Here is an 11904-nt window from a genome sequence, read left to right on the forward strand (position 1 = left end):
GCAAGCGCGCAGTTTCAGGCTAACCTCTCAGCCATGACGCCGATCAGCCAGATGTTTCAGCTTCCCCTGCCCGACCTTGCCGCGCTGGCGGTGCTGTTCGCGTCATGGATCGGCATCGGTCTGGCGATCGAACACGCGCCCGCGCGGTTTCCCTCGGTGTCGCAACTGATGGCGCGCTACCGGCGCGAGTGGATGGTGCAGTTCATCACCCGCGAGCCGCGCATCTACGATGCCAGCGTGCTGGAGGGGTTGCGGCAGGGCACCGCCTTCTTCGCCTCGACCGCGCTGATCGCCATCGGCGGCGGGTTGGCGCTGTTGGGCAATACCAATCCGGTGGTCAGCGTGGCGCGCGAACTGGCGCTGCAACCGCCCCCCCCGGCAGAGATGCAGGTGCGGGCGCTGGTGGTGATCCTGTTTCTCGCCAACGCATTCCTGAAATTCGTCTGGGCGCACCGGCTGTTTGGCTATTGCGCGATCATGATGGCCTCGGCGCCGAACGATCCCGCCGATCCGCTGGCGCTGCACCGGGCCGGACAGGCGGCCGAGATCAACATCTCGGCGGCGAAGGGCTTCAACCGGGGGCTCAGGTCGGTCTACTTCGCGCTCGGCTCGCTGGGCTGGCTGCTCGGCTGGCCGGCGCTGCTGGTCGGCACGGCGGTGACGGTGGCGGTGCTGCTCCGGCGCGAGTTCGCCTCGCATTCCCGCCGGGTGATGATCGACCTTGGCTAACCCCGCCGCCGCCCCTCGACCAGCCAGGCCGACAGCGCCAGCAGCGCGGCGAGCAGCAAAAGCGCCCAGGCGGGCAGCAGGGGCTGCACCCGCACATCGGTGGTGACATAGGCGTTGCGCGGGGTGATGCCGATCCAGCCGCGCCCGGCCGCCGCCGCGCCCGCGCGCACCAGCCGCACATCCGGGATGCCATCCTCGATCCGCAGCACGCCGCCGCGATGGGCCGCAATGGCGGGCGCCAGCTTGTCGCCGGTGGCGATCGTCTCCTCGAATTCCTTGGGCGAGGACGGGCCGATGCCCACCACCGCCTTCAGGTCATCCTGCGCCAGCCGGTAAAGCCCCATCACCGGCGCGTGCCAGGTCACTGTCCAGGTGCCGGGCGCGGTTTCGGCCATCGGCAGCGTGGTCACCTTGCCGTCCGGGCCGGTCACCGACACTTCGCGCTTGGCGTCGGTCAAAGAGCGGCGGGTGATCGTCACGTCCTGCCCCACCGCGCTGGCCGTCAGCGCCTCTTCCTCCAGCGTCGGCTCCTTCATCATCCAGTGCGCCAGCCGCCGCAGCAGTTCCAGTTGCGGCCCGCCACCCTCGAAGCCGCGGCTCCAGAGCCAGGCCTGATCCGAGGCGAGCACGGCGACGCGGCCCTCGCCCTCATGCGCCAGCACCAGCAGCGGCTTGCCATCGACGCCCGACATCACCGTCTGCGCCCCCGGCGCGGCGGTCATCTCGATCTGGCGGAACCAGCGGCCCCAGCCGGGCTGGCCGTCCGTGCCCTTGGGCGCGAAGGCCGCCAGCCCCGCGGTGACGGGGTGGCGCTGGCCCAGATCGGTGATCTGCGGCCGGAACCCCTGCTCGATCACCCGGCTGGTCGGCTGGACCGGCATCACATCGGCCAGCGGCGAGCGATAGAGGCTGTCGGCCGAGCCGAATTCCGGCCCCGCCTCGACCAGCACCGCGCCGCCGTGCAGCACGTAATCGCGTACGTTCTCGATGTATTCGGTGGGCAAGATGCCGCGGCGGCGGTAGCGGTCGAAGATGATCAGGTCGAACGACTTGATCTTTTCAACGAACAACTCATGCGTCGGAAAGGCGATCAGCGCCAGTTCGTTCACCGGCACGGCGTCCTCCTTGTCCGGCGGGCGCAGGATGGTGAAGTGGACGAGGTCCACCGAGGCGTCGGATTTCAAGAGGTTGCGCCAGACCCGTTCGCCCGCGTAGGGCTCGCCCGAGACCAGCAGCACCCGCAGACGGTCGCGCACGCCGTCGATCTGCACCACGGCGCTGTTGTTGCGGTCGGTTAGTTCGCCCGGCATCGCGGGGGTCTGGAATTGCAGCACGTTCAGCCCGCCATGCGGCAGCGTCACCGGCAGGTCCAGATCGCGGCCGACCGGCACCGTGTAGATGCGCGGCGCGTCACCGTCGATCGAGATCGTCAGTTGCGCCTGATCGCCCGCCGAGGCGGGCACCTTGCCCTGATCCTCGATCCGCAGCCGCAGCATGACCGGCTCGCCCATGATGGCGAAGGCGGGCGCGTTCTTGATGATCAGGCGGCGGTCCCAGTCGGTGGCGTGGCCGGTCAGCACCACGCTGAGCGGCGCAGGCAGATCGGGGGCGCGGGCCATGTCGTGCACCTGCCCGTCGGTGATCAGGATCGCCCCGGCGACACGGGCGCGCGGCTCGCCCGCCAGCGCATCGGCCAGCGCGCCCATCACCAGCGACCCGCCGTCGTCCGGCGCATCGCCCACCGTCACGCTGCGCAGTTCCACGTTCGGCAGCGCGGCGATCTTCGCGCTCAGCGCCGCCACCGCCAGCGTCGTCTGCGCGTCGCGGTCCGACAGGTGCTGGCTGGCGCTGCGGTCGGTGACCATCAGCACGATGTCCGACAGCGGCGCGCGGTCCTCGTGCTGCAACGAGGGGTTGGCGAGGGCCAGCAGGATCGCCGCCGCCGTCAGCGCGCGCAGGGCCCAGCCGCGCAGGCCCCGCCACCAGGCGAAAGCCACCGCCAGCACGGCGACACCCGCCGCCGCCCAGAGCACCGGCCAGGGGATCAGCGGATCGAAGATGACGCCTGCCGCGCTCATTGCCCCAGCCTTTGCAGCAGGGCCGGCACATGGACCTGATCGGACTTATAGTTGCCGGTCAGCACATACATGATCAGGTTGACGCCGAACCGGTAGGAAATCTCGCGCTGGCGTTCGCCGGTCGCGCCGCGCCCGACCGGGAACATCGGCGCCCCGGACTCATCCACCGCCCAGGCCGCGGCCCAGTCGTTGCCGCCGATCACCACCGGCGAGACGCCATCGTTGAGGTCGCGGAACGGCATCCCCTCGGCCTTCACGGCATCGGGCGGCGCAGCCTCGAGCCAGAGGATTGGCCCGTCGAAGCGGCCGGGAAAATCCTGCAACAGATAGAAGCTGCGGGTCAGCACGTGGTCGCTCGGGATCGGTTCCAGCGGGGGCACGTCCAGACCGGCGGCGATCGCCTGCAACCGCTGCCCGGTGGGCGTGACGGCACCGAAGCCCGACACATCGCCGTCGCGGGTGTCGAACAGGATCATGCCCCCCGAGCGCAGATAGTCGTTGAGCCTGGCGTAGGCCTTGGCCGAGGGTAGCGGCGCGCTGTCCGTCACCGGCCAGTAGAGAAAGGGGAAGAGCGACAGATCATCGGTCTCGATATTCACCGCCATCGGTGGGTCGGGCTCCACCGAGGTGCGGGCGGCCAGCACGCCGGAGAGGCCCGCGAGGCCCGCGTCAGCCACCCTGTCCACCTGCGCGTCGCCGGTCAGCACATGGGCCAGCACAACGCCATGCGTGGCACGCAGGGCAAAATCCTCGGCCGCGTCGGCGCGCACGGGGCCGGGCAGCAACAGCGCCGCCAGCAGCACGACCGCCATTCCGGCGCGCGCCCCCCGCAACCGGCCCGACAGCCAGAGCGAGGCGATCATGTCCAGCAGCAGGGCCAGCAGCGCCGCCGACAGCAGGCTGCCCTTCAACGGCCGCTCGCGGCTGGCGGCGATCCCCTCGACCACGACGCTTGCGGGCCAGACGGCGGGCGCCAGCGCGGTCTTCGCCCCGATCACGTTCAGCGCGACGCGGCGATCCTGTGCGGCGTAAAGGCCGGGCGGCGTCTTCGGGCCGGGCTGGCCCGCCGCCAGCGCCTCGCCCGCAATGCCGGCGGTCTGGTCGGCGGTATGGGCGGCCCCGAAGGCATCCAGCAGCGTTTGCGGCACCCAGGTGGTGCCCTTCAGATCGGCGGCCGAGGGCTGCGCCGGCCGCGTGGCCACCGCCAGCCGGTCCAGCATCTGCACGAACAGGCCCGACAGCGGCAGGGTGGACCATTCCGCGTTCGCGGTGACGTGGAACAGGATCACCTGCCCCTGCCCCAGCGCCTTTCGGGTGACCAGCGGCGTGCCGTCGGACAGGCTGGCAATGGTGCTGTCGGCCAGCGAAGGGTCGGGCTGCGCCATCACCTGTTCGTTCACCGTCACCTCGTCCGGGACCGTCAGCCCGAAGAAGGGCGAGCCCTCGGGGAAGGGTCTCAGGTTCTTCGGCTGGCCCCAGCTCATGGCGCCGCCCACCTCGCGGCCACCGGCGCGCAGGCGGACCGGCATCAGCGGGTCTTCGGTCTCGCGGCTGACATCGCTTTGCGCCAGACGCGGCCCGGCAAAGCGCAGAAGGGTGCCGCCCTTGTTCACCCAGGCCTGCAGCGCCTCGGATTCCTCGGGCGCCAGCCGCGCCACATCGGCGAGGATCACCACATCCGGGTTCGCCATCATCAGGTCGCCGAAGTTGCCCTCGATCACGTCGGCCTCGGGGCGCAGCGCCTCGCGCAGGTAGTGCAGCGGCGACAGCAGTTCCAGCCCCTCCCGGTCGCGCACCCCGGCGATCAGCGCGACCTTGCGCCGTTTCAGCGTGTCGTCGGTCAGGCTGACCGCCGCGGCCGAACGCTCGCCGGAAATCACGAAGCCGGTGACGCGGTTGCGCAACTCGGCGGGCAGGGTCAGCGTCACCGTCGCCTCGGTCGCGCCTTCGGTGAAGTCGGCGACGCCCTGCGACAGATCGCGTTCCACCCCCGCGGGGTCGGGGCCGCGCGCGATCACGGTGACGCCGGTCGCCGGGCCGGGCGCGGCGCGCAGCACGTTCAGCACAACGGCGCCGTCCTTGAAGACGGCGGGCCGCAGCGCAAAGACCGGGTGCGGCGTCTCGAACACCGTCACCGGCCCGTGGGATTCGAGCGCCGCCAGCAGCGGCCCGCGACCCAGCCGCGCGAGGCCGTCGGACAGCCAGTAGGTCTCGAACCCGCCGCTCAGCCCCTTGGCCCAAGCGGCGACGGCGGCGGGATCGGGCGCCCAGGGCCTGGGCTGCAGGCCCGGCAGCCGCGCGGCCCAGGCGTCGGCGGTCTGGAACTCCGGCGCGGCGGGGGGCAGATCGGTCAGCGCGACCAAAGTCACCGGCCGCCCGGCGCGGCCCGCCTCGGTCAGCAGCGCCGATATCCGCTCCAGCCGCCGCGGCCAGTCGCGCGCATCGGCCCAGGTGCCATCGGCGAGGATCAGCAGCGGCCCGCTGCTTGCCACCCGCCGGTCGGGGTGCAGGATTGGCCCGGCGAAGGCGATGATCACGGCAGCAATCGCCAGCGTGCGCAGCAGCAAAAGCCACCAGGGCGTGCGGTCGGTCTCGGCGCGCTCATCGGTCAGGCCCAGCAGCAGCGCGACGCCCGGAAACCGCCGCCGGATCGGCGCGGGCGGGATCGCGCGCAGGATGATCCAGAGCACCGGCAGCACGATCAGGCCGACCAGAAGCCAGGGCGTGGTGAACCCGATCGGGCCAAGCATCCACATCAGCGGCGACGCTCCAACGCCCGGTAAAGCCACAGCAGCGGCGCGGCGGCGGGCGTGTCGGTGTGGTGGCAGGCGAACTGCCAGCCCGTCGCGCGGGCCAGCGCCTGCAGGCGGTCCTTCCGTTCGGCCAGCCGCGCGACGTAGCGGCCGCGCAGATCGGCCGCCCGCAGCGTTTCGTGCCGCAAAGCGCCGCCCATGCTTTCAAAGATCGTGCGGCCGTCGAAGGGAAACGCCTCTTCCTCCGGGTCGAGCACTTGCAACAACACACCGCGCACGCCGCGATCGGCGGCACGGGTCAGCGCGGCCTCGACCTTTGCCGGGTCGCCCATGAAATCCGACAGAAAGAGCGCGCGGCCCTGCGGCACCAGTGCGGCGGTTTCGGGCGCGCCATAATCGGCATCCCCCTCGGACCCCAGCGCAGCCGCAAGCCGCATCAGTTGCCCCTGCCCGGCGCGCACCGGCACGCGGCCATCGGCCAGCCCGACCCGTTCGCCCGCGCGCAGCAACAAGACCGCCGCCGCCAGCGCCAGCAACTGCGCGCGGTCGGCCTTGGGCGGGCGTTTGGGTTCGCCGCTGAAGCCCATCGACCGCGAATCGTCGACCCAGATCGCCACCGACTGCGCCGCCTGCCATTCCTTCTGCCGCACGAACTGCGCATCCGACCGGGCCGACCGACGCCAGTCGATGGCGCGCGCATCGTCGCTCGCGTTGACCGGGCGATACTGCCAGAATTCATCGCCCATCCCGGCCCGACGGCGGCCGTGTTCGCCCAGCATCACGGCGGCGGCCAGATGTTCCGCTTCGGCCAGAAGCGGCGGCAGCGGTGACGCCAGCGCCTCGGCCCGCCCGCGCAGGGGCGTGGAGGGCGCGGCCGGGATCACGCCGCCGCCTCGATGCGCGTCACTTGCGCCGCCACCGCGTCGATCAGGCCCGACAGGCTTTCGCCGCGCGCGCGGGCCGCGAAGCTGAGCGCCATGCGGTGGCTGAGCACCGGGCGGGCCAGCGCGCGCACATCCTCGGCCGAGGGGGCAAGGCGGCCATCCAGCAGCGCCCGCGCCCGCACCGTCAGCATCAGCGCCTGCGCCGCGCGCGGGCCGGGGCCCCAGCTGACGGCCCCGTTCACGCGGCCGAGCGCCTCGGATTCGCCGGGGCGGCAGGCGCGCACGAGGTCCAGGATCATCTCGACCACCGCATCACCGACCGGCATCCGCCGCAGCACCATCTGCGCGGCCAGCAGTTCGCCATCGGTAAAGACCGCCTCGGCCACGGCTTCCTCTTCGCCGGTGGTGGCCAGCAGGATCGCCTTTTCCGTTGCCCGGTCCGGATACTCGACATCGATCTCGACTAGGAACCGGTCCAGTTGCGCCTCGGGCAACGGGTAGGTGCCTTCCTGTTCGATCGGGTTCTGGGTTGCCAGCACATGGAACGGCTGCCCGAGCGGCCGGTGCTTGCCCGCCACCGTCACTTCGCGTTCCTGCATCGCCTGCAACAGCGCCGACTGGGTGCGGGGGCTGGCGCGGTTGATCTCGTCCGCCATCAGCAGTTGGCAGAACACCGGGCCCTCGATGAAGCGAAACGCGCGGCTGCCGTCGGCGGCGGTTTCCAGCACTTCGGACCCCAGGATGTCGGCGGGCATCAGGTCGGGGGTGAACTGCACCCGGCTGCCCGTCAGCCCCATCACGGTCGAGAGCGTATCCACCAGCCGCGTCTTGCCCAGGCCCGGCAGACCGATCAAGAGGCCGTGCCCGCCGCACAGAAGGGCCGACAGCACCAGATCCACCACAGGATCCTGCCCGATGAAGCGGCGATTGATCGAAACGCGGGCGCGCGCGAGCTTTTCGCCCAGCGCTTCGATCTCAGCCACCAGCGGGGCATGCTCGACCATGACAATCTTCCTTTGGACCCTATACTGGGGGCATTAGAGCGAAGTATCGCACCGGGCACAAATGACAAACGGAAAGACGCCGCAAATGATCGTGACCCCCTCGGCCGAGGGCATGGCGGCGGCGGCCAGCGCCGCCACCAAGGGCCGCGGGCCCGCGCCGGTGCATCTGTGGAACCCGCCGTTCTGCGGCGATCTGGACATCCGCATCGCACGGGACGGGACGTGGTTCTACCTGGGCACACCGATCGGGCGGCCCGCGCTGGTAAAGCTCTTCGCCAACATCCTCCGCCGGGATGGCGAAAGCTATTTCCTTGTGACCCCAGTGGAAATGGTCGGCATCCGGGTCGATGACGCGCCCTTTGTGGCGGTCGATTTCGAGGCGGCGGGCGTGGGGCTGGCGCAGGTGCTGACCTTCACGACCAACGTCGGTGACACGGCGGTGGCGGGGCCCGACCACCCGATCCGCGTAGTGCGCGACCCCGAAACCGGCGAGCCCGCGCCCTACATCCGGGTCCGCACCAACCTTGAGGCGCTGATCGACCGCAAGAGCTTTTATCGGCTGGTGGAGCTTGGCACCCCTGCCGCGCATGAGGGGGAAGGCTGGTTCGGGGTCTGGTCGTCGGGCGTATTCTTCCCGGTGATCCGGTCGGCAGAACTGGGCTAGCGTCGCGCCGACAACACAGGGCAAGTCATTGGAAAGGCTGGGAAACCGGCATACCGATTTTGCACCGAAAAGGCACCGTAAAAGCACCGACGTTCCACCGACGTTGGCCGCTTTAGCGGAACTTCGGCGCCCGTTTTCCTATGTTGGCCATCACCGCCTCGACCATGTTCCCGCCGCCGAGCAGGTCGGCCTGCAACCGCGCCTCGATCGCCAATCCCTCGCCGGGGGGCAGCGCCGTTCGGCCTTCGAATGCGCTATTGCTTCGGTTGCGACATGACAGACACGTTTCCAGGCCTTCCCTGGAGTAGAAGAACTGCCTTGCCAAAGTCTGTATCAGCCTCACACGCAATTGAATAAACGGTTCCTCCGTCTTTTGAGAGAGTCATCGCGCACTTGCCTCGTGCCGGAATGCGCTTGGATGTCATATCGGCTGATCCAATAAGGAGGCTGTCAACAATCATTCCGTAGTGCTGGCTGTCAGCCTGCAAGTCTTCTCCGCCGGAGAAACCAATCGTTCCAATGTCAGTTGGGATGTTGATGCTCACCCTACCGGAGGACTGAAAAGCCATGTACATCACTTGCTGGCATGTTTGCTGGGGCTGTGACCCGATCGAATACACGCAGGTGTCAGCACGAATTCCCACTGTTTGATCAGAGTTAGCCAAAGCCAATCCTGCGTAGCATACTAGCCCGACCACACTGGTCAATATCGCCTTACGCACCTTCATCTGGATCCCTCCTCGCTTTAACGGAACTTCGGCGCGCGTTTGGCCATATTGGCCATCACCGCCTCGATCATGTTCGCCCCGCCGAGCAGATCGGCCTGCAACCGCGCCTCGACCGCCAATCCCTCGCCGGGCGGCAGCGTCCAGGCCTCGCGCACCAGCGCCTTGGCGGCCCGCACCGCATCGGGCGAACGTTCCGTGATCGCGGCGGCCAGGGCCCGTGCCTCGGCCAGCGGGTCGGCGGCGATCCGGGCCAGCAAGCCGAGCACCAGCGCCTCGGGCGCCTCGACCACGCGGCCGGTCATCATCAGCTCCAGCGCCTGATCGGCGCGCAGCAGGCGCGGCAGGCTTTGGCTGATCCCCATGTCGGGGATCAGGCCCCAGTGCGCCTCGCGCACCGAAAGCCTTGCGTCGGGCGCGGCAATGCGGAAATCGGCGGCCAGGGCCAGTTGCAGACCGGCGCCGTAGGCGACCCCGTCCAACGCCGCGATGACCGGCACGGGGAGTTGCGACCAGCCGGTGCAGGGCGCCTGAAAGCGGTTGGGCGCACCCTGCGGCACGTTCAGCATCTCGGCCTTCAGGGCGTCGAGGTTGCCGGCGAAGGACTGCATCACCGAGAGGTCCAGCCCCGAGGAGAAGCAGCCCCCCGCCCCGCGCAGGATCACCGCGCGCAACCCGGGCGTTTCGGCCAGCCGGGCCGCAGCATCGGTCAGCGCCGCGAACATCTGCAGGTTCCAGGCGTTCTTCACCTCGGGCCGGTCGAGCGTCACCACCGCCAGCCCGTCCGCATTGATCACCACATTGACCGGTTCGCCCATCGCATCCTCCCCCGGACCGCGCCAATCGTGCACGGCGCGGGCCATCACTCCCAGCCGCCGCGCGATCGGCTGACGCAAGGTCAGGCGTGGCCGATCGCCGGGGCGCCAAGGCAGCTTGCCCCGACCTGTTCCACCGCGAAGGTGGCGTGGTCGATGCCGAAGTCGCGTTCCAGCATCGCGCGCACCCTCGCGCTGACCGCAGCACCTTCATCCGCCACCACCAGATGCGCCTCGCACGAGGTTTCGTGTTCGTCGATCTGCCACAGATGCAGGTGGTGCACGCCCGTCACCCCTTCGATCGCCGCGATCCGCGCCAGAACCTCGGCGGCGGCCAGGTCGGGCGGGGCGCCGAGCATCAGGATGCGGATCACCGGGCGGATCTCGTGCAGCGAGGTCCAGAGCATCCAGCCAGAGATGCCCAGCGTTGCCAGCGGATCGACCAGCCGCCAATCGTAGCGCAGGATCAGCACCCCGGCGACCACGACCACCAGCGAGGTCGCCGCATCGCCCGCGTTGTGCAGAAAGGCGGCGCGGATGTTCAGGCTGTCCTTCGCCAGCCGGAAGGTCAGCAGCGCTGTCGCCGTGTTGACCAGAAGCGCCAGCGCAGCCAGAACAACCACCGTCCAGCCCTCCACCCCCGGAGGATGGATCAGACGAGGCACCGCCTCGGCCGCGAGCCAGAGCGAGATCACGATCAGCGTGGTGTAGTTCACCAGCGCCGCCACGAGTTCGGCGCGGCCGTAGCCGAAGGTCATCACGGCATCCGCCGGGCGCCGGGCGATCCGCCGGGCGGCGAAGGTGAGGACCAGCGTCGCGGCGTCCGACAGGTTGTGCACACCGTCCGCGATCAGCGCGACCGACCCGGCAAAGAGCCCGCCCGCGATCTGCGCCAGCGACAGGCCGAGGTTCGCCGCCACGGCCGCCGACATGTTGCGGTCGCCGGTGTCGATGTGAGGGTGGTGGTGGTCGTGCGGCATCTTGGCCTCCTGCGGCACGCTCCCTCGCGGGTCGGGCGCTGTCAAGCGCGCACCGCTTGGCCTGGGCAGGGCGCGGGAGGCTTTGACACCGGGCGCCAGTTGGACGACCGTAGCCTCCAGACCAAAGGGAATCCTGCAATGTCCGATCCTCTCGCCCTCATCGTCGGCGTCGGCGATGGCCTTTCGGCCGCGCTTGCCCGCGCTTTCCGTGCCGAGGGCTACCGGCTGGCGCTGGCCGCGCGAAACGTAGGGAAGCTCGGGCCGCTGGCGGCCGAGACGGGGGCCACCTGTCACGCCTGCGACGCCGCTGATCCGGCGGCGGTCACGGCGCTGTTCGCGGCGCTGGATGCCGCGCCGCGGGTGGTGGTCTACAACCCCTCGGCGCGGGTGCGCGGCCCGCTGACCGACCTCGACCCCGAGGGCGTGCGCCACGCGCTGGAGGTGACGGCGTTCGGCGCCTTCCTCGTCGGGCAGGCCGCGGCGCGGGCGATGCTGGCGTCGGACCCGGTGGCGGGGGTGCGCGGCACGATCCTGTTCACCGGCGCCTCGGCCGGGGTGAAGGGGTTTCCGCAGTCGGCCCCCTTCGCGATGGGCAAGTTCGCGCAGCGCGGGCTGGCGCAGTCGATGGCGCGTGAATTGCACCCGAAGGGCATCCATGTGGCCTGGATCAACATCGACGGCGGCATCCGCAATCCGGGGCGGGTGGAGCCTGAGGGCGCGCCGGACTCGATGCTGGACCCGGCGGCGATCGCGGCGACCTATGTGGCGCTGGTGAAGCAGGGGCGGTCGGCGTGGAGCGAGGAGATTGCGGTGCGGCCCTGGGTGGAGCGGTTTTGATCCTTCCCTCTCGTCCGAACCGTCGCAGGTGTGCTCAGTGAACTATGGTAAGTTCGCCCAAGAAACGTGATCCAGAGTGCCATCAGCCTTGATGAAGTCCGAACGTCGGGCTGTTATCAACTCGAACCCTTGAATGCGTTGCCCAGACTCATCAGGCGCGCCACGCCCCTCGCGTATCACCCCGCCAAAGACACAAAAGGGCTCATGATCAGCATTCAAGAAGTTGCGAAGGAGCGGGCCTCCGCTAATGCCCCCAAAATTGTAGTCCTCTGGTGGCAACCCCTGTCCTAGTGTTCTGAGTCTGACGCTTGCTACCTGTTTCCTCTGACTTCATCGAGTTTGTTCAGCGCGCGTCGTTCACGGGTGAGGATGTCTTCGGCTGTTTTGGTCCAAGTAAACGGCTTTGGTTTTGTGTTGTGCTGCCCGAGGTAGTCG

Annotated in this window: 10 protein-coding genes; 3 read left to right on the forward strand and 7 right to left on the reverse strand. The window is 69.4% G+C overall.

Annotated features, from left to right (window positions below; all coding sequences use genetic code 11):
* The first annotated feature begins 51 nt into the window (after nt 1–51).
* On the forward strand, nt 52–729 hold the full coding sequence (locus AC11WY_RS05555) for a DUF599 domain-containing protein (protein WP_482923375.1): 678 nt from the start codon (nt 52–54) through the stop codon (nt 727–729).
* On the opposite strand, the gene AC11WY_RS05560 is transcribed toward AC11WY_RS05555, so the two are convergent.
* The 4 genes from AC11WY_RS05560 to AC11WY_RS05575 are packed head-to-tail and all read right to left on the reverse strand — an operon-like array spanning nt 726 to nt 7448.
* A complete protein-coding gene (locus AC11WY_RS05560) occupies nt 726–2807 on the reverse strand; it encodes a hypothetical protein (protein ID WP_482923377.1) in 2082 nt (693 codons plus the stop codon). The two genes, AC11WY_RS05555 and AC11WY_RS05560, sit on opposite strands and share 4 nt — an antisense overlap.
* Entirely contained in the window at nt 2804–5563 is a 2760-nt protein-coding gene (locus AC11WY_RS05565; RefSeq protein ID WP_482923379.1) for a DUF4159 domain-containing protein, read from the reverse strand. Before AC11WY_RS05565 ends, AC11WY_RS05560 begins: the two co-directional genes overlap by 4 nt.
* Nucleotides 5563–6444 (reverse strand): DUF58 domain-containing protein, encoded by an 882-nt coding sequence (locus AC11WY_RS05570; RefSeq protein ID WP_482923380.1) that lies wholly within the window; start codon nt 6442–6444, stop codon nt 5563–5565. Before AC11WY_RS05570 ends, AC11WY_RS05565 begins: the two co-directional genes overlap by 1 nt.
* On the reverse strand, nt 6441–7448 hold the full coding sequence (locus AC11WY_RS05575; protein ID WP_482923382.1) for an AAA family ATPase: 1008 nt from the start codon (nt 7446–7448) through the stop codon (nt 6441–6443). The genes AC11WY_RS05570 and AC11WY_RS05575 overlap by 4 nt, the downstream gene beginning before the upstream one ends.
* An 85-nt stretch (nt 7449–7533) precedes the next feature.
* Here AC11WY_RS05575 and AC11WY_RS05580 point away from each other — a divergent pair, with 85 nt between their 5' ends.
* Nucleotides 7534–8112, forward strand: coding sequence for a DUF1285 domain-containing protein (locus AC11WY_RS05580; protein ID WP_482923384.1), 579 nt, complete (start codon nt 7534–7536; stop codon nt 8110–8112).
* A 254-nt stretch (nt 8113–8366) separates the two neighbouring features.
* Here AC11WY_RS05580 and AC11WY_RS05585 read toward each other — a convergent pair whose 3' ends face one another.
* From AC11WY_RS05585 to AC11WY_RS05595, 3 genes are all read right to left on the reverse strand, one after another.
* Nucleotides 8367–8840, reverse strand: coding sequence for a hypothetical protein (locus AC11WY_RS05585; RefSeq protein ID WP_482923385.1), 474 nt, complete (start codon nt 8838–8840; stop codon nt 8367–8369).
* A gap of 17 nt (nt 8841–8857) precedes the next feature.
* A complete protein-coding gene (locus tag AC11WY_RS05590; RefSeq protein ID WP_482923387.1) occupies nt 8858–9655 on the reverse strand; it encodes a crotonase/enoyl-CoA hydratase family protein in 798 nt (265 codons plus the stop codon).
* Nucleotides 9656–9735: 80 nt separating this feature from the next.
* Complete coding sequence (locus tag AC11WY_RS05595; protein WP_482923389.1) at nt 9736–10632, reverse strand: cation diffusion facilitator family transporter; 897 nt, start codon at nt 10630–10632, stop codon at nt 9736–9738.
* A gap of 138 nt (nt 10633–10770) precedes the next feature.
* Between AC11WY_RS05595 and AC11WY_RS05600 the strand changes: the two genes are divergently transcribed.
* Nucleotides 10771–11469 carry an SDR family NAD(P)-dependent oxidoreductase gene (locus AC11WY_RS05600; protein WP_482923391.1) on the forward strand — a complete coding sequence of 233 codons (699 nt, stop codon included), beginning with the start codon at nt 10771–10773 and terminating at the stop codon, nt 11467–11469.
* Nucleotides 11470–11904: the final 435 nt, after the last annotated feature.

Source organism: Solirhodobacter sp. (assembly GCF_964715405.1).